This is a genomic window from Aquisphaera insulae (genome assembly GCF_011064615.1).
Lineage (GTDB): Bacteria > Planctomycetota > Planctomycetia > Isosphaerales > Isosphaeraceae > Aquisphaera > Aquisphaera insulae.
This window is the reverse complement of record NZ_JAALJH010000055.1, coordinates 44,010-66,665: the sequence shown is the minus strand read 5'-3', so window position 1 is coordinate 66,665 and position 22,656 is coordinate 44,010. Positions and strand designations below refer to the sequence as shown.

Here is a 22,656-nt window from a genome sequence, read left to right as displayed (position 1 = left end):
GTCGTCGTCTGGCACACTTTGGATTATCCTTCGCAAGTCCATGGCTTAAAGCATTTTAGCGTCAGTTTTTCGATTGGCTTTGCCCCCCCATAACTTGCTGGGATCGGCTCTCCGCATTCCTCGTAACCGGGTGGCCGTGGCGGCACACCAGTGAGGGCGGGCCGCGAACCTGGGCCAGGCTTGCGGTTGAGCGAAGGCGATCCCGTGGTGTGCATCCACGGCAACCTGGAATGCTGGACGCAGGGGCGGACCTTGGCTTCGTTCGTCGCGCAGACTACTTCGAATGGTTTGCCGCAAGTCCTTTCGTTGTAAAGGTCGAGCCCAGTTTTTCGAATTGGCTTTGCCCCCTCCGCGGCGGGCGAGACCCTCGCCCCTCCGCCGGGGCATTCGTTCGCGCAGTCTTGCATTCTTGATCGCCGCCGGCCCGTGGATCGAACCGAGCGAGCACCGACGGTTCGCGGCGTAGGCTCTCGGTCCCATCGCTCTTCTCGGCCGCAAGTCATCGCGGCGGATCTCCTCGGGCCGGATCGTCCGGACCCTGGGCGCGCACACTCATCAGGGATGATGTCTCTCTATAGAGATAGTGCGCCATGTTTCGCGTTTTTCGTTCATCCCGCTCGGGATTTCCCAGGGATTGTTTGACACTTCTCGCCCACCCCGACAGGTCGCGGGCCCGTCCGTCCGAGCCGGAAGCGCGCGCGACGGTTCCCCAAGCCAATGCGAAAGTGAGAACGATCTCGTCGAGCCGAGGCCGCGGCGGATTGGGGATTTCCGGGGAGGACCGTCGAGGACGCTTCTGGCTCGGACGGAGGAGTGCTTCCGCCGCAGGTAATCGTCTCGTCGTGGTCTGGTTTAGCGAGAAGTATCGAGGTTATGCTCGCGTCGAGCCCTGCTCCATGCGGCGAGTTGGTGCTTCTTGAGCATCGAGGTCGCCGCACGGAGCTATCTTGTCGGACGGAGCCATCTCGCCGTAGGTGATCCGTTCCGGTCGGTTGTCCCTGACGATCCTCCGCGCTACACTGGACACGCCCCGGGCTCGGGCCGAACCGAGCCCGACCCTGACGTCCGACGCTCGGAGGACCAATCCGTTGCAGTGGCACGAACAGAGTTGGCCCGCACTGGGGTCGACATCGAAGGATGTCCCGATCGTCGTGCCGATTGCGGCCGTCGAGCAGCACGGCCATCATCTGCCGGTCTTCACCGATAGCTTCCTCCTCGGCGAGGTGGTCCGGCGGGCCGCCGACGAGCTCGGTGAGGCCGTGGCGTGGACCCCCCTGCTCTGGCTCGGGAATTCGCACCATCACCTGGACTTCCCCGGGACGCTCTCCGCCAGCCCGAGGACGTACCTGGACGTGCTCTGCGACCTCTGCGAGAACGTCCTCGCGCACGGCTTCCGCCGGGTGGTTTTGCTCAACGGGCACGGCGGCAACATCGTGCCTTCGAGCCAGGCCGTCTTCGAGGTCCGACAGCGGCATCGCGACCGCAACGACCTGCTCTTGCTCTCGGCGACCTACTGGCTGCTCGGCTCGAAGCCGGCCTCGGTCGATTCCTCGCTCGAGCAGGATCACATGGAGCACGCCTGCGAGTGGGAAACCTCGATGATGCTCCGGCTGGCCCCGAAGCTGGTCGGCGCGATCTCGGGGATCGAGCCCGTCGACTCCGGGAAGTCGTTCGCGCCGGCCTCGCGCGGCTGGATCACCCGCGAGCGGAGCGGGCCGGGGCACATCGGCGATCCCCGCGTGGCGACGGCCGACAAGGGGGAGACGCTCTTCCGCCTCTTCGCCGCGGACGTCGTGGCCTTCCTGAAGCGGGTCGCGGCCTGGGACGGGCGGTCCTGGGATGAATGAGACCGAGACGAAGACCCCGCTCCGCGCCTGGAGCATCTGCGGGCTGATGTTCTTCGCGACGGTCCTGAACTACATGGACCGCCAGACGCTCTCGCAGCAGGCGTCCGAGATCCGCGCGGCGCTTTCGCTGTCGAACGAGGATTACGGGCTGCTCGAGCTGGGCTTCGGGATCGCCTTCGCGGTCGGCTCGGTGGCGATCGGGTTCCTCGTCGATCGGGTCAGCCTGCGGTGGCTCTTCCCGGCGGTCCTGCTGGGCTGGTCGGCCGTCGGGTTCCTCACCGGCCGGGTGAACAGCTATGCCGAGCTGTTCGTCTGCCGCGTCGCGCTGGGGGCGTTCGAGGCCGGCCAGTGGCCCTGCGCGCTCGCCGCGGCACAGCGGCTGCTGTCCCCGAGTCAAAGGGCGATGGGCAACAGCATCCTCCAGAGCGGGGCGTCGGTCGGGGCGATCGTCACACCCCAGGTGATCCTGATGCTCAACGCCGGCGGCCCCGGGGGATGGCGGCTCCCCTTTCAGATCGTGGGCGCGGCGGGACTCTTCTGGATCGCCGCGTGGTTCCTGATGATCCGGCCGGGCGAGATCGAATTGCCCGCCGTGTCGAGGCGGGAGGCGGAGCTTCCGGGCGAAGGTGAGTCGGATCGGGACGAGACGCCGCCGGCCGTCTTCGCCACGAGGCTGGCCGCGCTCCTGGTCGTGGTGGTGGTGATCAACCTGTGCTGGCAGTATTTCCGGGCCTGGATGCCGATGATGCTCGAGAAGCACTACGGCTACGGACGGGCCGCGATCCAGAACTTCTCGTCGTGGTATTACGTGGCCGCGGGGATCGGCTGCATCCTGTCCGGCTTCGCGGTGAAGACCCTGGCGGGCCGGGGGCACTCGGTCCACGGGGCCAGGCTGGCCGTGTTCGCCTGCGGCGTGGCGCTCACCTCGCTCTGTGCCGCGACGGCCATCCTGCCGGCGTCTCCCCTCCTGCTGGGCTGTTTCCTCGCGGTCGGATTCGGCTCGCTGGGGCAGTTCCCGCCCTATTACGCGTTCACGCAGGACCTGTCGGTTCGGCGGATGGGGAAGGTGACGGGGATCCTCAGCTTCACCACCTGGATCGCCACGGCCATCGCCCAGTGGGCGACCGGCCGATGGATCGACCGGACGGGTTCTTACACGGCGGTGACGCTCTCCCTGGGCCTGGCGCCGATCGCCGGCCTGATCGCCCTGCTGCTGCTTTGGGACCGGGGGAAATCGCGATTGCCGGAGAAGAATCGTCTCCTGTAGGAGCCGTCCCCAGGAGTTCCGTCGTCGATCCATCCCAGGATCAGGCCGATGGGCCGAGCTTCCGCAGGAGCGCGCTTTTTCGGGAGATCGTCCGCTTCATGTCGTCGCGGACCGTGCAGCAGACGAGCTCGCAGAGCTTCTCCACGAGCGGGTCGTCGAGCCGGTAGAAGACCTGGAGGCCCTCCTTGCGACGGCCGACCAGGCCGGACTCCGCCAGCAGCTTCAGGTGCTTGGAGACGTTCGCCTGGCCCCGGCCCGTCTCCGTCACCACCTGGCCCACGCTCTTTTCCCCCTCCATCAGGCAGCGGAGGATCGCCAGCCGGGTCACGTCGGCCAGCATCTGGAACTTGCCGGCCACCAGCTCGAGCAGCTCGTCGGGCATCGGGGACGTCATGGCGTGGACTTTATTCCAGATTGGTTGTATAGTTGAAGAGGTCCTCGGGAAGGATTCTAGCTCCTGCAAGGTGACGGGCAAGTGGCGGGACGGAAAAAGAGCATGGCGGAAACGTGGGTCTTCGTGGGCATCCTCGCGGCCTGGGTGATCCTCAATCGCTGGCTGCTGCCGCGGATGGGCGTGCCCACCTGAATGAGCGGGGCCTGCGCGGTGTCACCGCGCCAGAAGGTCGAGCCGTACTCGCCCCCGAGGACGGTCGTCAGGCCGGAGGATCCTTCGACCGGGACGCATTGAACGGACGGACGAAGGCTCAGGGATTCGGCCGCTTCTGCGGTCGGGCCTCGTGCTTCGGGGCGTGGTGCTGCGCCTGGTGGACGGGGTGCGGGCGATCCTCGACGTGGAAGTCGATGAGCAGGGGCAGGTGGTCGGAGGCGTCGCGGGCCAGCCTGGAGTGGGCGATCCGCACCGTCCGGACGGCGAGGGGGCCGCGGACGAAGGCCTTGTCCAGGGCGGTCAGGGGGAGATAGGCGGGGAAGGACCGGAACCGCGACCGCGGGTGGGTCAACTGGTGGAAGCCGTGGGCGGCGAACGGGCCGGCGGCCAGCGTGTTCCGCCAGTCGTTGAAGTCGCCGACGATCAGCGTCGGCAGGCCGGCCGACTCGCGGAAGAGGTGGTGGTCCAGCAGGTGACGGACCTGCCAGTGCCGCTCCTTCTCGGCGAGGCCGAGGTGCCAGTGGACCAGGTGGAAGGCCCCCTCCGGGCTGTCCACGACGGCCATCTGCGCCCCCCGGGGCTTGCGCCTGGCGAGCCGCAGCGACACCTGATGATGGGTCCTCAGGGGCCAGCGAGACAGGAGCAGGTTGCCGTATCCGCCGCTCTTGAGCCGGACGTTGAGCTGGTACAGGTGGGCGGCCGCCTCGAAGGCCTCGAGGAACTCGCGCGGCTGGTCGTCATGGCGGGTCCTGCGGACGTCGCGGTCCACCTCCTGGAGGCAGATCAGGTCCGGCTCCAGGGCCTTGATGACGCCGATGACGCGTTCCAGGCGATAGCGGCGGTCGCGGCCGCCGATCCCCTTGTGGATGTTGTAAGAGATGAGACGCATGGCCGCCCGTCTTCGGACCGTCCCGGCGCCGATCCCGAGCCTCTCCGAGCAGGTTCCGGGGGAGCCCGGCCGTCCCCATCCGCCGGTGGATCTGGGGGTCGCCGCCCTGCTTCGTTCCCGCGATGGTACGACGACCGCCGCCGGATGCTCAAGTCCCCTCCCGGGCACGAGTCGCCTGACGGGTCAGGCGGCGGGCCGGCGACGACCCCAGGGATCTCCCTCCACCCGCAGATCCAGCCAGGATTCGGGATGATAGGTGATCGGGATCTTGCCGCCCAGCGCACGCCGGATCCCGCCGATCAGGAGCGTGTGATGGATCGCCCGATAGGCGAACCAGTAGCCGATCAGGTTCGGGCCGGGGAGCGGGAAGAGGAGCAGTCCCGCGATCGGCGCGATCAGCGAGTTCGCGATCATGCGGATCGCATGTCGACGCCTTCGGCCGGTCAGATAGGCCTGCCACGCCATGGACGTCTCCGCGCCCGATTGTGAGAGCGGGTGATGGAGGTCGAGTCGGTTCGTCGTGCGCAGCCGGAACAGCAAGGGCTCGTCGGGCTGGGTCCTCGAATGGAGCCAGACCCAGATCCGACGGCACCAGCCCATCACCCCCGCGTCGGCCTGGCGAAAGGTCTCCTGGAATCGATGCCAGCGTGTCAGCAGCCGGCCGGCGAGACCCCGCCCGGGGGCCGCGTCCTGCTCCGGCGGCTCATCCGCGAGGAGATGATCGGGGTCGGAATAGAAGAGCGACGACCGATCGTCCTTCAGCAACATGTAGACCTTCATGACCCCGCGTGCCCCCCGGGGACGTCGGCGAAGGCTCCGCGACGTCTCGCGGCCCCCTCGTCATCGTCCGCTTGATTCTATCCACGCGGGGAGACACGGGCCGCGATGCGGGGGACGGGGCCTCAGCGGTCCTGCGAGGTCGGCGATGGGGCCGCAGCCGCCGACCGGCCTGGACGGGCCTTGTCGCGGTGCCGGGCCATCAGGGTCTCCGACCGGGGGGCTTCCCCCGGCTTCGGCTCGAGGAACCACGGCGCAGGCGACATCAGCTTGACGAGGAGGATCCACATGACGGTGCCTTTCTGACCCGGAAGCAATCTGCCCGCGGGAATCGGCACGACCCCCGAGATCCCGCGGCCTCCTGGAGAAAGCTAGGTCACGCACTCCGTGCTGACAACCGACTCTCTTGCACTTGTCGCGCCGAATTCCCTAGGACGGCCCGGATCCGTCAGGCCGCACCCTGGACGCGCCGACGGCCGCGTGTCGAGAATGGGACGCGGCATGCGGGCGAACGGGTGCGACGCGGCACGGGAGCGAGATGGCGATGAATGGTGGGACGATGGCGACGAGGGTGATCCCGATCGCGACGACGGCGCTGGCCCTGTCGATCGGATGGGGAATCCGCGGGAACTTCGGGCACGAATACGGGGCCATGCTCCCCGGTGCTCTGGCGGCCATGGCCGCCGTGCTCCTGTCGGGCCGCCGCGACTGGCTGCCGGCGATCCCCTTCTTCGCGATGTTCGGGGCGTTGGGATGGTCCTTCGGGGGGAGCATCTCCTACATGCAAGTTATCGGCTATACCCACTCCGGGCATTCACTTTCGGTCCTCTACGGGTTCGCGAATCTGTTCGTCATCGGCTTCCTCTGGGCCGCGCCGGGCGGGGCCGGCACCGCGCTGACGGCGGTGGCGGGGCCGTCGCGGGTGGCGGGGCTCTTCATGCCGCTGGGTGCGGTCTTCCTCGCATGGTGGCTCCAGGGCGTGGCGATCGAACCGGCCCTCCGCGGGCTGGGCGTCGGCCTCAACTGGTATGACACCGACTGGCTGGCCGCGACCCTCGCCCTGGTCGCGGCGGGGATGGTCGTCGCCATCCGCCTGAGGGTGGATGCGGGGACGTCACTGGTCATCCACATGGCCGCCGGCTGGTGGGCAGGTCTTGCCCTCCTGGTCCTGTTGCTGGGCCTGAGGATGACCCCCCCGCGGGGCGACAACTGGGCCGGATGCACGGGGATGGTCGCGGGCATCTTGATCTACTGCCTGCGCACCGGTTTGCCCGAAGTGGCGCGCGCGACGATCGTGACCGGCGTCATCGGGGGGATCGGCTTCGCGGCCGCATCGATGCTCAAGCTCGTGGAGGTGACCAGCGGCTATACCACGAACTGGCACAGCGTCCTGGAGCAGACGACCGGATTCTTCAACGGCATCGCCATCGCGCTCGCCATGCGGGGACTGGCCCGTCGCGTGGGGCGGCTTCCGGACGGGGAGCAGGAGCCCTCGGTCCGCCGGACCAGGCCGCTCGCCGTGGCGTTCGTGCTGTTGATGATCCCGTATCTCAACCTGCGCAAGAATGTGCCCGACTGGACTCGCGTCAAGTCGGTCCCGGAGGTCCTCTACGGGATCCCCGCGTGGCTCTGGTTCGACCTCGCGTTCGTGGTCGTGGCGGCCGGGCTTGCCGTGCTCCTGGCCCGGCACGCGAGGCGTCCACTGGCGGTCGTCCCGACCTCGCCCCTGGGCGCGGGGCAGGGGCTGTTCCTGCTCCTGCTGGCGATCATGGTGATCGGCAACTTCGAGAAGGCCCTGGTGTCGTTCGCCGACCAGCGGCTGATCACGGAGGGGGTGATCCACGTCAATGCCGTGATCTGCGCGGTCCTGCTCCTGGTCGACGACGCGGTCCCCGATCCGTCACCTTCGCCGGAGATGGCGGGCCGGCCGCGGCGCTGGGGCCGGCTGCTGGCCGCGGGCCTGGCGGCCTCGCTGCTGGCGATCGTCGCCGACTGGGCGATCGTCCGGTCCATCTACGGAGATCGCTTCGCCGGCCACGCGGGCCTCCACATCCGCTTCGGGCCGGACGCGACCACGGGCCTATCGCAGGGCCGCGCGGCCCCTGCCAACGCGGATGTGCGGGGCAGGTAGCCCCTCGGCGGGGTGCCCGATCAGGCCGTCGATCGCGGCGACGAGGTGCTCCGCGGACGGATATCGCTCGGCCGGGTTTCGCGCCATCGCCTTGAGGATGACGCCCTCGACGGCGGCGGGCAGCCCGGGGAAGGGCCGACTCGGGGGTATGGGAGAACATCCCAGCAGGAAGCGGTTGAAGAGCATGGGTGACAGGCCTTCCGGCGGGTGGTAGGGACGGTCCAGGGTCACGATTTCGTAGAGGGTCACGCCCATGGAGTAGATGTCGCAGAGCCGTTCGTCCGACTCGGCCCGCATCAGCCGCTCCGGCGCCATGTACAGGGGGGTCCCGGCGCCGTCGCGCATCTGCTCCGGCGTGGCGACGTCCAGGTCGCGGCCCAGGCCGAGGTCGCAGAGATAGACGCCCTTCCCCCCCTCGTCCACCAGGATGTTCCCGGGCTTGACGTCGCGGTGGACGATCCTCATCGCATGAAGCCGGCCCAGCGCCCGCGCGGCCGACGCGACGATTCGGAGGGCCCCCGCGAGGTACTCCCGATCGTCGGCAATGAGCAGGGGGTGCTCGAGGTGGACCGGCTCACCCTCGCGTCGGAGCCGCCTTGCCCGGATCAGGGACGCCAGGCTCGTCCCCCCCACGAAGGGCATGACCAGGAAGGGCAAGCCGCGGGCCTCGCCGAAGTCGAGGACCCGGAGCAGGGCCGGCCCCCCGAGCCTCGCCCCGCGCTCGGCCTCATGCCGGAATTGCGACCGGCGGCTCGCCACGTGCGCGCTCGCCGCGTTCAGGATCTTGAGGGCGACCGGCGTCGAGCATTCGCCATCCAGCGGCTCCGCCTTCCAGACGTCGCCCTGGGCCCCCTTCCCCACCTTCCGGAGGAGTCGATACCGGCCGAGCCGCATGCCCCTGGCCAGGCGCGATCCCGATCCCGATCCCGACCGGAACAGGTCGTCCGGATCCGGGGCCGCGTCGGGGAGGAACGACGATGTGTCGGTGCAGTGGACCCTCGTCTCCGCGGAAGGGACCGACAGTCGGGTGACGTCGCTCGGCCAGAGCAGTTCGCTCGGCCGGGCGGCGTCGCTGCCGGACTCGAAGGCGAATGCCGGCGGGTGGGCCGCGGGCCGATCGCCGGCCAGCATCGGAGACCTGAGTATCGGCCTGGGCATGCAACTCCCCTCGTTGGGGCCTGACTCGATATCGAAACGCGTTCGTTCTCCATTCAACGCTAGGCCCCGCGAACGAGGCCCGTCGTGTCGGCGGCCCGGTGTTGATGGGAATCGACGTCCGGCACGCGGAAAGAGCTTTGATCCGGCCAGATTGCCCCGTACGATAGCCGGCCTGGCGATCCCGCCTCCCTCTTCGGGTCACACTCGGTCCATCGGCGAGGTCTCATGAGCGACGCGAACGACGAGCCGCACGACCTCTATGCGCTCCCCGCGGATGCGATCCAGGAGCCCCCCCGGACGCTCGTGTCGGCGGCCCGGCAGATCGGCCCGGGCCTGATCCTGGCCGCCTCGATCGTCGGGACCGGCGAGCTGATCAACACGACCGGGCTGGGGGCGAAGGCGGGCTTCTCGCTCCTCTGGCTGATCCTCCTGAGCTGCCTGATCAAGGTCTTCGTCCAGGTGGAGCTCGGTCGCTACGCGATCGCCCACGGCAAGACCACGCTGGCGGCCTTCGACTCACTGCCGGGCCCGCGGGCGGGGGCGTCCTGGATCTGCTGGTGCTGGCTGATCATGATGCTGGCCACCCAGGCCCAGATCGCCGCGATGGAGGGCACGGTCGGCCAGGCCGCCCACATGGCCTTCCCCCGCGCCTCGGAGGCGATGGCGACCGCCGCCGGGTCGATCGTCCCGGGCTGGGGCGAGTTCCTGGCGGCCCGCCAGGAGCACATCTGGGCCGGCCTGACGACGATCGCGGCGATGGTCCTGCTCCTCTCCGGCGGCTATCGCCGGCTGGAGCTCATCACGACGGTCCTGGTCGCGGCCGTGACGCTCTTCACCGTCTGCAGCGTGGTCATCCTCCAGTGGACCCGGTTCCGGATCACGGTGCCCGACCTCGCCCAGGGGTTCACGTTCACGTTCCCGGCCGCCGCGGTCGCGCTCGCCTTCTCGGCGTTCGGGATCACGGGCGTCGGGGCGTCGGAGCTGGTCGCGTATCCCTACTGGTGCATCGAGAAGGGCTACGCCCGGAGCACCGGCCCTCGCGACGACAGCGAAGGTTGGGCCGCCCGCGCCCGCGGTTGGATCCGGGTGATGCAGCTCGACGCCTGGTTCAGCATGGTCGTCTTCACCGTCGCCACGGTGGCGTTCTACCTGCTGGGGGCGGCCGTGCTCCATCCGCAGGGGCTCGATCCGAAGGGGGCGGACATGATCCCGACGCTCTCCCGGATGTATCTCCAGCCGCTCGAAGGGACGGCGCTCCAGGTGCTCCGGCCGCTCACGCGGGTCGGCTTCCTGCTGGGGGCGTGGGCGGTCCTCTTCAAGACCCTGTACGTCGCGACGGCGGCGAACAGCCGGCTCACCGTGGACTTCCTGAACGTGGCCGGGCTGCACCGTCCGTCGGGGCCGGCCGACCGGGACCGCCTGGTCAAGGTCTTCTGCGTGATCTATCCCGCGTTGGCGCTGGGGCTCTACTACGCGTTCCGAGAGCCCCAGGCCCTCATCAAGGCCGGGGGCATCGCCCAGGCCCTGATGCTCCCGCTGATCGCCGGCGCCACGCTCTACCTGCGCAACCGCGACAACGACCGCCGCGTGGGCCCGAATCTCGTCAGCGATCTCTGCACCTGGGTCGCCTTCCTCGCCATCACGGCCGTCGCCCTGTACAGCGTTTACGGACTGCTCACCGACCTGCGGTCGTGGTACGCCGGCCCCTGAGGCGCCGAACGGACCCGGCCCGGCGACGGCTCGCGCAGCGAAAGCGGGGCGGTCTCGGTAGGCTGTAAGGCCAGATTCGGGGCATGCCCGCGGCGTCTCGGACGGGACCCACCGCGACTTGCCCATCCGATGAGGCTCGACCGACCGTGATCGGATTCCTGATCCGCGTGCGATATCTCGCGGCCGGCCTGACGGCCGTCGCGCTCGTCTCGCTGGCCGTCTTCGGCCGGAGGGTCGGTTACGAGCAGTCCATCAGCTCGTTCTTCGCCGACGATGACCCGTACATGGCCGTCTACCAGGAGGCGGCGGACGTCTTCGGCGACGACAACTTCGTCTTCCTGGTCTACGACGACCCGGGGCTGATCACGCCCGCGGGGCTGGAACGCATGGCGGAGCTGGCCGCGGCGGTGGCGCCGGGGAAGGTCGCGGGGGTCAGTCGCGTGGAGTCGCTCGACGGCATGCCCCTGGTCTGGGCCATCGACGACGCCCTGCTGGCGCTCGAGAAGCTGCCGGCGATCGCCCGCAACGTGGCGATGAACGCCGCGCGGCGGACGGTGAAGAACGTCGACCTGAAGACCAACGCGATGGCCGTCACCGGCGCCGCGCGGGCGGCCGACGCGGCGGGGCTCGCCGCCCTGAAGGAACGCCTGCGCAAGCACCCGATGTTCCGGGGGACCTTCCTGAGCGAGGATGGCCGGTCCGCGGCCGTGGTCGCCCGGCTCCGGAAGACCCACGAGCACAACGTGATCGAGACCGTCCGCACGCTCCGGGCCGAGGCCGACGCCTTCGCCGCGCGGCATGGCCTGCCCAGGCCGGCCGTCGTCGGCCCGCCGGTCCTCCTGGCCGACGGCTTCGCCGCGATCGAGGTCGACGGGCGGAGGCTGGCCGCCGTGGGCATGGTGCTGATCGCCCTGGTGACCTTAGTCGCGGTGCACAGCGTCTGGTGGGCGATCGTCCCGATGGTGGCCGGCTGGGTCATCTGGCTGGCGACCGAGACGCTCCTGAGCGTCTTCCGGATCCGCCTGTCGCTCTCCGGCGGCCCGCTCGTCGCCCAGATCATCGTGCTGACGATGCCGGCGGCCAGCCACCTGGCGATCCATTTCCGGGAGAACCTCCGCCGCCGCAACGATCCCGCGACCGCCGGGGTCGCGACCCTCCGATCGGTGGCCGTCCCGATCCTCTGGACCGCCATCACGGGGGCCATCGGCTACGGGGCGCTCGTCACCAGCGACGTGGTCCCGATCCAGCAGTTCGGGGCCATCCTGGGGGCGTGCACCCTCTGCGCCGCGATCCTGGTGATGGCCCTCTCGCCGATCGCGATGCTCCCCCCCTTCCCGATGGAGATTCGCGTCCGCGAGGGCTCCCGATCGAGGCTCGCCGGGGGGATGAACCGGCTGACGTTCTGGGTGTACCGTCACCCCACGACGGTCGTGGCGGCCGTGGCGGTCGTCGTCGTTCCGCTCGCGCTGGGGATGTTCAACCTCCGCTACGAGACGAACTACATCAACCTCTTCCGCCGCGATACCCGCGTCGTGGACGACTACCGGACCGTCGAGGCCAAGCTCGGGGGGATCGGCCTGGTGGAGGTGATCGTCCCGCTCGAAGCCCCCGTGACGCCGAGCTCGCTGGCCCGGCTCGCCGAGCTCGACCGTCGGATCGCGACGATCCCCGTGGCCGATCCCCGGGCGATCGGGCAGGTCCTCTCGCTGGCGACCGTGCTCGACCCCGACGGGCGGCTCCGGGAGCTGCCGGAGGAATCGGAGGCCCGCGCCCTCGCGAACAAGCTCGAGCTGATCGGCCTCTCGCCGCAGTCCGGCCTCCTCCGCAGCTTCTGGAGCGAGAAGGCCGGCCAGGCCCGGGTCCTGGTGCGAGTGCTCGAGCAGCAGCCCGCCCCCACCAAGGCCCGGATCTTCCGCGAAGTGGTGGCCGCCGCCCGCGAGGGGTTCGGACCGGCCTCCCACCTCACGGGGCTCTCGTTCCTGATGACCCGGACGACCGAGGGGGTCATCTCGACCCAGTGGACCACGTTCTTCTGGTCCGCGCTCGGGATCCTGATCATGCTCACGCTGGCCTTCCGCAGCCTCACGCTCGCCGTCCTGGCGATGCTGCCGACCTTGCTCTCGGTGGGCCTGGTCCTGGGGCTGATGGGCTGGCTCGCGATCAAGCTGGACATGGCCACGGCGCTCGTGGCGAGCGTGGCCCTGGGGCTTTCCGTGGACGACACGTTCCACTGCCTGCTCCAGTTCCACCGCGAGCGGAGGACCCGCGGGTTCCGCCAGAGCCTCTTCGACAGCTACCGGGTCTCCGGGCCGGGCGTGCTGCTCTCCAGCCTGGCCGTGGCCGTGGGCTTCACCGCGCTCCGGACCAGCGAGTTCGCCCCGTTCGTGAACTTCGGTACGATGGTCGCCATCGCCACCGCGGGGAGCACGCTGGGCAACCTCGTCCTCCTCCCGGCCTGCCTGACCCTGGGCGAGGGGCTCCGGACGGCTCGCGAGCGGCCTCGCGACGCGGCCCTGAAGGTCAACACCTGATGCAGATGGGGAGTCGATGATGAGCCCGATTGCGACGCTGATGCTCTCCCTCGCGGCCCTGGGGGGGGACCCGCCCGCCGCCGACCTGAAGGCCCTCCAGGGCACCTGGCAGGTCACCTCGATGGAACGCGAGGGGGAGACCGTGCCCGCCGAGGACTTCAAGACCTGGGGCGTGCGCTACGAGGGGAACCGGGTCACCCTCATGGACGGCGACCGCGTCCACCGCCGGGGCATCGTCACGCTCGACTCCTCCCGGAAGCCGAAGGCCGTCAACACCTGGGACGGCGACGGGCCGTATGCGGACCAGACCTCGCCCGGCATCTACGAGCTGGAAGGGGACACCCTCCGGCTCGCCTTCGCCAAGCCCGGCGAGCCGCGGCCGACCGCCTTCACCACGAAGTCGGGCTCCGCGGTGCTGGTGGTGACCTACAAACGAGTCAAGAAGTAACCGTCCGTCAGTGACGACCTCGTCGCCCGCGGGAATCGCGACATGAAACTCTCGAAGACGCGGCCTCTCGTCCTGGTGGCCGTCTGGACGTCGTGCCTGGCGGGCGGCCGGGCTGGTGCGGCGGAGCCCTCGCCGGTCCGGGCCGATTACGTCCTCAAGGGCGGCACCCTGGTCGACGGCACCGGCGCCCCGGCCAGGCGGGGCGACCTGGCCGTCCGCGGCGACCGGATCGTGGCCGTCGGCACGTTCCCGGTCGCGCCGGGCGCGAAGGTGGTGGACGTCTCCTCGCTGGTCGTCGCGCCGGGCTTCATCGACCTGCACACCCACAGCGACGAGGGGATCGCCGCGAAGGAGACGCGGCTCAACCTGAATTACCTGACCCAGGGCGTCACGACGGTCGTCACGGGCAACTGCGGCTCCGGGCCGATCGACGTGGCGAAGTACCTCGCCGCCGTCGACGCCCACGGCGCGGGGACGAACGTGATCCACCTGATCCCGCAGGGGACCCTCCGGCACGCCGTGATGGAGACCGCCGACCGGCCGGCAAGCCGCGGCGAGCTCGACCGCATGAAGCATCTCGTGGCGAGGGGGATGGACGCCGGCGCCTGGGGCATGGCCACGGGGCTGATCTACGTCCCCAGCCGCTACGCGCGGACCGCGGAGCTCATCGAGCTGGCGAGGCTCGTTGGCGAGGCGGGCGGGCTGTACGCCTCGCACATCCGGAGCGAGGAGGACGGCCTCTTCGACGCGGTCGACGAGGCCATCCGGATCGGCAAGGAAGGCGGGCTGCCGGCCCACATCTCGCACCTGAAGGCCAACGGCCGCGGGAACTGGGGAAAGGCCTCGGAGCTCGTCGCAAGGGTCGCCTCGGCGCGGGCGGCCGGGCAGCGGGTCACGGCCGACCAGTATCCCTACATCGCCTCGTCCACGAAGCTGGGCGCGATGGTCGTCCCGCACTGGGCCATCCGAGGCTCCGGCGACGACCTCGCCGCGATGGCCGCCGATCCGTCGCGAGGCCCCCTGCTCCGGGCCGAGATCCAGAAGGAGCTCGACCGGCGCGACGGCGGCGCCGCGGTCCGGATCGCCCGCTACCAGCCCCGCCCGGCCTGGGCCGGCAAGGACCTGGTGGAGATCGCCCGGGCGGAGGGGCTCACCCCGCTCGACGTGGTCCTGGAGATCCAGCGTCACGGCGGCGCCCAGGCGATCGGCTTCGGCATGTCCGAGGCCGATGTCCGCGAGATCATGCGGCACGACTTCGTGGCGACGGCCTCCGACGGCTCGACTCACGTCCCCGGCAAGGGGGACCGGCCGCACCCGAGGGCCTACGGCACCTTCCCCCGCAAGATTCGATACGCGCTCGACGACCACATCATGAGCCTGGAGCAGGCCGTCCGCTCGTGCAGCGGGCTCCCCGCGCAGATCCTGGGCCTGCCGGAGCGTGGCACGCTCCGCGCGGGCAACTACGCAGACGTCGTCGCGTTCGATCCTTCCACCTTCCGCGACGCGGCGACCTACGACGAGCCCACGACCTACGCGCCGGGCGTGCGAGTCCTGCTCGTCAACGGCATCGCCCTGATCGCCGACGGGCAGCCGACGGTCAAGCCGGCATCGTCGGCGAAGCTCCCCGGCCGCGCCTTGAGGAGGCAGGCCGACGGGCCGGCAGACCTGATCCTGATCGCCGGGCGGATCTGGACCGGCGACGAGGCCGCACTCTGGGCCGAGGCCGTGGCCCTTCGCGGGGGGCTCGTCGCCGCCATCGGGTCCCGGGCCGAGATCGAGCGATTCCGCGGGCCGAGGACCCTCGTGGTCGAGAGGCCATCCGCGTTTGCCATGCCCGGGCTCGTCGATGCTCACGGCCATGTCGAGTCCCTGGGGAGGAGTCTCGAGGAGGTGGACCTCCGCGAAGTTCGCTCGCTCGACGAGGTCGCCCGGAGGGTCAAGGCCAGGGCCGATGCCGCGCCGGGCGACGGTTGGATCCTCGGCGGGCGCTGGGACCAGAGCCTCTGGCCGGGCGGCGAGTTCTCCGATGCCGCGGCCCTCGACGCCGCCGTCCGGGATCGGCCCGTCTGGCTCCGCCGCGTGGACGGCCACGCCGGATGGGCCAACTCCGAGGCCCTCCGTCGGGCGGGCGTGAGCAAGGACACCAAGGACCCGCCCGGCGGCAAGATCCACCGCGACGCCGAGGGCCGGCCGACCGGCGTCTTCATCGACGCCGCCATGAGCCTCGTCGATCGGGTCGTCCCGGCCGACTCGGAGGCGGAGATCCGCCGCCGCATCCTGGCCGCTCAGAAGATAATCCTCGCCGCCGGCCTGACGGGGGTCCACGATGCCGGGATCTCCGCGACCGAAGAGAAGGTCTACCGCGAGCTCGACCGCTCCGGCGAGCTGATCCTGCGGATCCACGCGATGGCGTCGGCCTCGGGCCCGAGCGTCCTCGAGAAGCTCTCTCACAGGCCCATCACGCCCGTCCCGGGCTCGCGTTTCGAGCTCCGCGGCGTGAAGCTCTTCATCGACGGCGCGATGGGCTCGCGCGGGGCCCTCCTCTTCGAGCCCTATGCGGACGACCCGAAGAACCGCGGACTGACGCTCGTCGATCCGAAGCTCATCGAGCAGGTGGCGAACCTCTCGCTCCGGAACGGCTGGCAGGTGGCGACCCACGCGATCGGCGACCGGGGCAATGCCCTGGTCCTGGATGCCTACGGGGCCGCGCTCAAGGCGGTGCCCCAGGCCCGCGATCCCCGGCTCCGGATCGAGCACGCCCAGGTCGTGCGACGCGAGGACGTGAAGCGGTTCGCGGAGCTCGGCGTGATCGCCTCGATGCAGCCCTCTCACGCCAGCGATGACATGCGCTGGGCCGACGCGCGGCTCGGCCCGGAACGCTCGAGGGGAGGCTACGCCTGGCGATGGTTCCTGGACGAGAAGGTCCCCCTCGCCTTCGGGAGCGACTTCCCGGTCGAGATCGTGAACCCGTTCTGGGGCCTCTACGCGGCGATCACCCGCCAGGACGCGGAGGGCAAGCCCGATGGGGGCTGGCACCCGGAGCAGAAATTGACGCTCGACGAGGCCCTCCGGGCTTTCACCGCCGGCGCCGCCCGTGCCGGATTCGCGGAGGGACGCCTCGGGGTCCTGAGGCCCGGGATGCAGGCGGACCTTACGGTCGTCGATCGCGATCTCTTCCGCGTCAGACCGAAGGAGCTGCTGGCGTCAAGGGTCGTGATGACCATCGTGGGCGGCAAGGTCGCATTCGGGGCCGAGGGTGGCCCGGGCGGGAAATGACGCGGGCCCCGCACCTTGGCGCGGGGCCCGTGGCTTCAGACCGCGATGCTGCGACGCGGGATCACTTCGGCAGGACGTTGGCCTCGGGGGTCACCTGCTTGATGTTCGGCTCGATGTTGGCGTCCACCTTGCCGGTCGCCCAGGAGAGGGCACCGATCAGGAGGCCCTGATACCTGGGGTTCTCCCAGACGTCGTCGCGGTGGCCCATCGAGGTGTAGAAGACTCGCCCCTTGCCGTACGACCGTGCCCAGGTGCACGGGTAGTTCGGGCGCTCATACATATGGCCGTGCATGCCCTTGGTGTTCTGGACGAGGATCACGTGGAGGTCGTCCGGGAAGTGCTTCAGGGCGTACCACTCGTCCTTGAGGGTGAACTGGCCGGACTCGCCGAACCCCTTCTCGATGCCGGGGAAGTGGGGATCGACGACGTCGATCTGGGAATCCTGCTGGGCGCCGTGGATGATGAACTCGCCGCCGATCATCTGGACGAACGGATCGTCCGCACCCTTGTCGCGGGGGGCGTGGTGGCCGAAGCTGTCGGTCGCGGAGTGCATGCTGATGAAGCCCTTGCCGTTGCGGAGGGCGTCGTACAGGGCCTTCTCGCCGTCGGCGGAGATCGGCGGGTTCTTGTCGGTGCCGGCCACGTTCAGGTTGCCGGTGGTGTAGAAGGCGAAGGCATCCCATTCGCCGATCTTGTCGGGCTCGAACAGCCGGCCGTCCTTGGAGCAGACCACGTCGAAGCCGTGCTCCTTGCCGACCTCCGTGAGGATCCGCTCGGCGAGCCCCAGCTTGTCCCCCCGCCGCGCGATCGGGTCGTGCTGGTAGCCCGAGCTCTTGGTGAAGAAGAGGACCTTCTTGGCGGCCCCCTGCGGGCGGGCGAAGGCCCGGTTGAGCGCCCCGGCGCCCAGCCACAAGGCCCCGCCGGCCATGAGCAGCTCGCGGCGGTTCATCGTTCGCGACATCTGTAGAGTTCTCCTTGGATTGAGGATCCCGGGTCGAGGATCGGGGCCCACCGTCATTCGGGCCGGGTCGCGGATCAGGGGCAGGCTGGTGCCCTGTCAAGGCTCTCCGATGCGGCGCCCGGCCACCGCCGCGAGCACCCTTCATCCGTCACTTGTACCTCACTCCCGACGCGAAGGGAATCAGGCAGGGGTGGGACCCTTGGCGCGTTTCCCGGAGCCTCTCCGGTCGAAACGATCGGCCACCGTCAACCGGATTCACGCGCCAGGTGGTTCCTGGCCTGGCCGGCGTATCGAGATCCAGGACCGTGTCATTCCAGGGTTGCCGTTTCTCGCCCTGCGGGCTTGATAAAGCAGGACTCTGCCAGATGATCCCACGATGGTCGCATCCCCTGTTGATTCGCATCAACGTCGCGGTCGCCAGGATTCAATAAACTTCATCTGGATGATCCTGATGAGCTAGGATCAAGCTGGAGCCTTTGATGGGCGCAGTACGGCATCTATGGGTGATGCTGTTTCGACGATCGAGTTTCCCCAGAGATCGATGATGCAGTCAAGAACCGCGTCGAAATCGGCGGAGACATTTCGAAACGATAGGCCCGGTGACCTGAGTGATGGAGCGGATCTGGTTCCGGATCAGGAGTACGAGGTGCTCGCCGGTACTTTCCTGTCCCTCTGGAGCCGCTTGCTTCACTGCGCTCCGAGCCCGACGTGTGACAGCTTTTTCGCCCTGGGCGGCACCAGCCTGGATGCCCTGACGTTGCAGCTTCTCGTCCAGCGAGAATTCGACGTCAAGTTGCCTCTCCACGTCGTGTATACCAGGCCGCGGTTCTCCGAATTACTCCAGGAGCTTCGCTCGCGGATCGCGATTTCAGGTCCCCGGCTCCCGGCCACGTTCGACACCGAGGTTGTGCGCGAGGCGGCGGTCGACCCTGACGGGGCCGTCCGAGCGTCGATGGCCACCACGGCGGATTCCGCAGACAGGGCCCCGCGAGCGGAGGAAGTGCTCCCGAGTCCGGAAAACCAGCCCCTGAACGATGCGCAACTGGGTCTTTACATTATCGACCGGTGGGAGCCCGGATCGACCGCGTTCATCGAGACCGTTGCTTACGAGCTGATCGGTCCCGTGGAACCGGCGAGGATTCGGCTGGCGCTGGAGGCCGTGGTGGCACGCCACCCTTCCTTACGCACCGTGTTCCTGCCGGGCACTGAGCGATCTCCGAGTCCTTCCGCGGTGGTCCTGGACCGATTGTCACCGGATTGGATCGAGCTCGACCTGCGATCGGGATTCGACGCCGGGCCGCCTGACCAGGTCCCAGAGGCGATCCGCGAGCAAGGATGCCGGCCGATGGATCTCGCCCGCGGCCCGCTCGTTCGCGGCCTGCTCGCTCGCCGCGACGAGACGTCCTGGTATTTCGTCCTCCAGATCCACCACATCCTGATCGACGAATGGTCACTTCGTATCATTCTTGACGAGCTCGACCAACTGATTGGCTGCACCGAGGGGTTTTCTGAGACCTCCGACGCAGTGATTGCCGAGGTGCTCGAGCTTGCCGATTTTCCTCCCCTTCCGCAGTCTCCCGGTCCAGAAACCCCGGCGTTGCCCAGGGCAACGGAGCTCCAGTGGTGGAGGGACCGCATTGAGGGGATCACCGAGCCCTTCCCGCTACCGTTCGATCCCAGGGCGAGCCGCTCTGCACCTTCCCGGCTTGCGGGCGTGGTCCGGTTTGCGTTGCCTGCCGGCATTCAGAGGTCGTTGCAGGCCGCCGCGGATCGTCACCAGACGACTCTGAACACGATCCTTCAGGCTGCTTACGCGGTCTTCCTGCATCGACTGACGGACCGCCCCCGATTCCTCCTCGGGCTACCGGTGAGTCTCCGAGACGATCCGACGCTCGAGCACGCGGTGGGCTGCCACGTGAACCTGCTCCCGGTGGTCATGACCGTGGATGCCGGCGAGACGTTCGACTGTCTCATCACCCGAACGAGAAGCGAACTGGCCAGGTCCTTCATGCACAAGGACGTCACCCTGCTTCGGATCGTCCAGAGCATCGGTGGAGAGCCCGCGCGGGGGCCCCAGTCCATCCTCCAGGTCGCACTGGTGTGCCACGACAGTCCACTCCCTCTCCTGCACGCGCCCGACGTCCAGACCCGCCTGCTTCCGTGGACGCTCAACGCGCCCAAGTTCGAGTTGCTCCTGACGCTCACCCGCGACGCGGACGACTGGCGCGGGGCCATCGAGTTCGACTCCCTCCGCTGCTCGCAACCGCTGGCTGCCCTCCTCGCGGAACGCTTCGGGACGTTGCTCGAATCGCTCCTGGCCGATCCGGGAATTCCTCTCGCCGCCCATGCCCCGTACGGCCCCGAGGAACGGCACCGAATCCTGGCATTCGAGCAAGGAGGTGCTGCGGAGCGGCTGTTCTCCACCATTCCCGACGCCTTTCAGCTTCAGGTCCGCTCGCGACCCAAATCCCCCGCGGTCGTCTGGGACAACAAGTCGCTCACCTACCGCGAACTCGATCGCTGGTCTTCCGACGTGGCGAGTCGGTTGACGGATATCGGAGTCTGCCCCGGCGACGTCGTGGCCGTCGAGCTCTCGCGCTCCCCCGCACTCATCGCCGCGATGCTCGGGGTGCTCCGAGCGGGGGCGGCCTACCTGCCCCTCGACCCGACGGATCCCCCGGAACGCCTGCAGCGTCTCCGCGAGATCGCCAGGCCGGCCGCCGTGATCTCGGAGGGGGAGTCGACCCCTCGCGATGCCCTGCCCGCGCTCGAGATCGGCCTTGATGGACCCTGCACGGAATGGCTCAGCCCGCCCCGGGCGGACGCGGCCGTTGGGATGTCCGCACCCGCCTACGTCCTGTTTACCTCCGGCTCCACGGGGACGCCCAAGGCCGTCGTTGTGCCGCACCGCGCGGTTCTGAGGCTCGTCCTCGACCCCGACTTCATGCAACTGGACTCGGCGACGGTCTTCCTGCACCATTCCCCGACCACGTTCGATGCCTCAACTCTTGAAGTCTGGGGACCGCTCCTCAATGGTGGTCGAGTCGTCCTGCTTCCCCCCGGGCGGTTCGACGTTCTCGCCCTGGAGGCCGCGGTCCGGGACCATTCGGTCAACACGGCCTGGCTGACCGCCGCGCTCTTTCACCTGGTCGTCGATCAGCGGCCCGAAGCCCTGGCTCCTCTCCAGCAGGTCTTAACCGGCGGCGATGTCGTCTCTCCGGACCATGTCCGTCGTCTGCTCGAACGCTTCCCCCACCTCACGGTCATCAACGGCTACGGCCCCACGGAGAACACGACCTTCACCGCGTGTCATCCCATGCGGGCCGACGACCTGGCCACGGACCTGTTCGCTCGTCCGCTGCCCATCGGCAAACCGATCCGCGGGACGGCCGTTCGGGTGCTGGATTCGAGCGGCAGGCGCGATGCCGTGGGCTCGGTGGGCGAGCTCTTCACCGGGGGCGACGGACTGGCCCTCGGCTATCTCGGACAGCCCGAACTGACCGCCGAACGATTTGTCCCCCTCGACCGTTCTACCTCCGCTCTCTGGTATCGAACCGGTGATCTCGCTCGCTGGAGGGCCGACGGCTCGCTCGACTTCCTTGGCCGGGTCGATCGCCAGGTCAAGATCAGCGGATACCGCATCGAGCCCGGCGAGATCGAATCGGCCATCCGCTCGCTCGACCTGGTGCGTGATGCTTACGTGTCGGTCGATCACCGTGTCCCGGACCGGCCTCGACTCCTGGCGTGGGTCGTCCCTGCGAGCGGTCCTGCCCAGGGCCTGGATCCCGATGCGATCCTGCGGCAACTGGGGGCCCGACTGCCGCGGTACATGGCCCAGGCGAGGGTGATTCCCATCGATCGGCTGCCCTGCACGCCCAACGGCAAGCTGGACCCTCGCGCCTTGCCGTTGCCCCCGCTAGGCGACTCGCCCGACCCCAGCCCTTCGATCTGCGGCGATCCCGCGACGTGGACGTCGACGCAACGTCAAGTCGCGTCGATCTGGAGCAAGATCCTCAACCACGAATCGTTCGGGCTCGATGACGACTTCTTCGGCCTCGGCGGCAATTCCCTCGACGCCATCAATCTCTGCCTCGAGCTGCAACGAGTCCTCGAACGTCCCTTCGCGGTGAACCAATTCCTCCGAGCGACGACCGTCCGCGGCCTTGGCGAACTCATCGCGTCCGCCTCAACGACCGATGATCCCAACCTTCCGGTCCTCCTCCGCGAAGGAGGAGAGGGAGTCCCGGTCTTCCTCTTTCCGGGCATCGACGACCAGGTCCTCAACATGCTGCCCATTCGTGACGTGATTCGTGCTGGTCACGCTCTCTACGGGATGCCTTACCGCCTGGTTCGCCGAACAGGAGAGCTTCCGTCGATTCCCATGATCGCACGGGCGATGATCCAGGCCATGGATCGCCTCGGCCCGACGAAGTCCCCCTGCCTGCTCGGTTTCTCGCTGGGGGGCCACGTTGCCTACGAGGTCGCGCGCCAGCTTCGGGAACAGCGGAGGCCCGCGGCGGCAGTCCTCGTGCTGGACGCGGAGCCCAATCGGACTCTCTCGATCGCTCGAATGTTCGCGAGAGTCGTCAGGAACGGGCTCCGCGCTCTCGCGGGGACGTCCCCGAGCAGCCAGAAGAATGCGATCGGGGCCCTGAGACAGCTCAGGAACGTGCTTTTCTACGAGGGAACCCCCGCGTGGTTTCAGCGGAAGGTCCTCAGCAGACGCCCCTGGTATTCCTCCGCACTCGGCCACATGCTCTGCACCCAGGAACTCCTGGTGGCCTACTATCGCAGCCGGACACAGCCATTCGACGGCGATGTCTCCCTGATTCGAGGCCCCTGGACGGGGTATTCCCGGACTCCACTTCCGCCGGATGTAGGGTGGTCTCGCTTCGCCCGTCGGGTGGACGCCCACATCATCCCCGCCGAGCACTGTCGTTTCTTCGATCCGCCTCACATCACGACCATAGGGCAGGTTCTGAACAATCTCCTGAAGACCGCATCCGCCGAGTTTGTTCAGGACTCGTAAGCCGCGGCTCGAGTTGGATCGGGAC

General features: G+C 68.7%; 14 protein-coding genes. 8 read left to right on the top strand and 6 right to left on the bottom strand.

From position 1 onward, the window contains the following. The first annotated feature begins 1,088 nt into the window (after positions 1 to 1,088). Both G6O54_RS24640 and G6O54_RS24635 read left to right on the top strand, forming a co-directional pair. Positions 1,089 to 1,847 (top strand): creatininase family protein, encoded by a 759-nt coding sequence (locus tag G6O54_RS24640; protein ID WP_165229094.1) that lies wholly within the window; start codon positions 1,089 to 1,091, stop codon positions 1,845 to 1,847. Then, positions 1,840 to 3,114, top strand: coding sequence for an MFS transporter (locus G6O54_RS24635; protein WP_165229092.1), 1,275 nt, complete (start codon positions 1,840 to 1,842; stop codon positions 3,112 to 3,114). The genes G6O54_RS24640 and G6O54_RS24635 overlap by 8 nt, the downstream gene beginning before the upstream one ends. Before the next feature lie 40 nt (positions 3,115 to 3,154). Here G6O54_RS24635 and G6O54_RS24630 read toward each other — a convergent pair whose 3' ends face one another. From G6O54_RS24630 to G6O54_RS24615, 4 genes are all read right to left on the bottom strand, one after another. After that, on the bottom strand, positions 3,155 to 3,508 hold the full coding sequence (locus G6O54_RS24630) for an ArsR/SmtB family transcription factor (protein WP_205679026.1): 354 nt from the start codon (positions 3,506 to 3,508) through the stop codon (positions 3,155 to 3,157). A gap of 310 nt (positions 3,509 to 3,818) precedes the next feature. Further along, a complete protein-coding gene (locus G6O54_RS24625) occupies positions 3,819 to 4,610 on the bottom strand; it encodes an endonuclease/exonuclease/phosphatase family protein (RefSeq protein WP_250847058.1) in 792 nt (263 codons plus the stop codon). A gap of 183 nt (positions 4,611 to 4,793) precedes the next feature. Next, on the bottom strand, positions 4,794 to 5,390 hold the full coding sequence (locus G6O54_RS24620; RefSeq protein ID WP_165229090.1) for a hypothetical protein: 597 nt from the start codon (positions 5,388 to 5,390) through the stop codon (positions 4,794 to 4,796). Positions 5,391 to 5,512: 122 nt separating this feature from the next. After that, positions 5,513 to 5,677: a hypothetical protein gene (locus G6O54_RS24615; RefSeq protein ID WP_165229088.1), complete on the bottom strand. Its 165-nt coding sequence runs from the start codon at positions 5,675 to 5,677 to the stop codon at positions 5,513 to 5,515. Between the two features lie 254 nt (positions 5,678 to 5,931). On the opposite strand from G6O54_RS24615, the gene G6O54_RS24610 reads away from it, so the two are divergent. Then, positions 5,932 to 7,518 (top strand): hypothetical protein, encoded by a 1,587-nt coding sequence (locus G6O54_RS24610; protein WP_165229086.1) that lies wholly within the window; start codon positions 5,932 to 5,934, stop codon positions 7,516 to 7,518. On the opposite strand, the gene G6O54_RS24605 is transcribed toward G6O54_RS24610, so the two are convergent. Then, positions 7,468 to 8,676 carry a serine/threonine-protein kinase gene (locus G6O54_RS24605; RefSeq protein WP_165229084.1) on the bottom strand — a complete coding sequence of 403 codons (1,209 nt, stop codon included), beginning with the start codon at positions 8,674 to 8,676 and terminating at the stop codon, positions 7,468 to 7,470. The genes G6O54_RS24610 and G6O54_RS24605 overlap by 51 nt on opposite strands. A gap of 225 nt (positions 8,677 to 8,901) precedes the next feature. Between G6O54_RS24605 and G6O54_RS24600 the strand changes: the two genes are divergently transcribed. From G6O54_RS24600 to G6O54_RS24585, 4 genes are all read left to right on the top strand, one after another. Then, entirely contained in the window at positions 8,902 to 10,386 is a 1,485-nt protein-coding gene (locus G6O54_RS24600; protein ID WP_165229082.1) for an Nramp family divalent metal transporter, read from the top strand. 146 nt (positions 10,387 to 10,532) lie between these two features. Beyond that, on the top strand, positions 10,533 to 12,917 hold the full coding sequence (locus tag G6O54_RS24595; protein ID WP_250847057.1) for an efflux RND transporter permease subunit: 2,385 nt from the start codon (positions 10,533 to 10,535) through the stop codon (positions 12,915 to 12,917). A gap of 19 nt (positions 12,918 to 12,936) precedes the next feature. Beyond that, positions 12,937 to 13,365 (top strand): TIGR03067 domain-containing protein, encoded by a 429-nt coding sequence (locus G6O54_RS24590; RefSeq protein WP_165229080.1) that lies wholly within the window; start codon positions 12,937 to 12,939, stop codon positions 13,363 to 13,365. A 42-nt stretch (positions 13,366 to 13,407) separates the two neighbouring features. Further along, positions 13,408 to 16,641 carry an amidohydrolase family protein gene (locus G6O54_RS24585; protein ID WP_165229078.1) on the top strand — a complete coding sequence of 1,078 codons (3,234 nt, stop codon included), beginning with the start codon at positions 13,408 to 13,410 and terminating at the stop codon, positions 16,639 to 16,641. Positions 16,642 to 16,702: 61 nt separating this feature from the next. On the opposite strand, the gene G6O54_RS24580 is transcribed toward G6O54_RS24585, so the two are convergent. After that, positions 16,703 to 17,602 carry a ThuA domain-containing protein gene (locus tag G6O54_RS24580; protein WP_250847056.1) on the bottom strand — a complete coding sequence of 300 codons (900 nt, stop codon included), beginning with the start codon at positions 17,600 to 17,602 and terminating at the stop codon, positions 16,703 to 16,705. A 646-nt stretch (positions 17,603 to 18,248) separates the two neighbouring features. Between G6O54_RS24580 and G6O54_RS24575 the strand changes: the two genes are divergently transcribed. Then, the gene (locus tag G6O54_RS24575; protein WP_165229076.1) at positions 18,249 to 22,631 is read left to right on the top strand and encodes a non-ribosomal peptide synthetase; all 4,383 of its coding nucleotides are present in this window, start codon (positions 18,249 to 18,251) and stop codon (positions 22,629 to 22,631) included. Positions 22,632 to 22,656 lie beyond the last annotated feature (25 nt).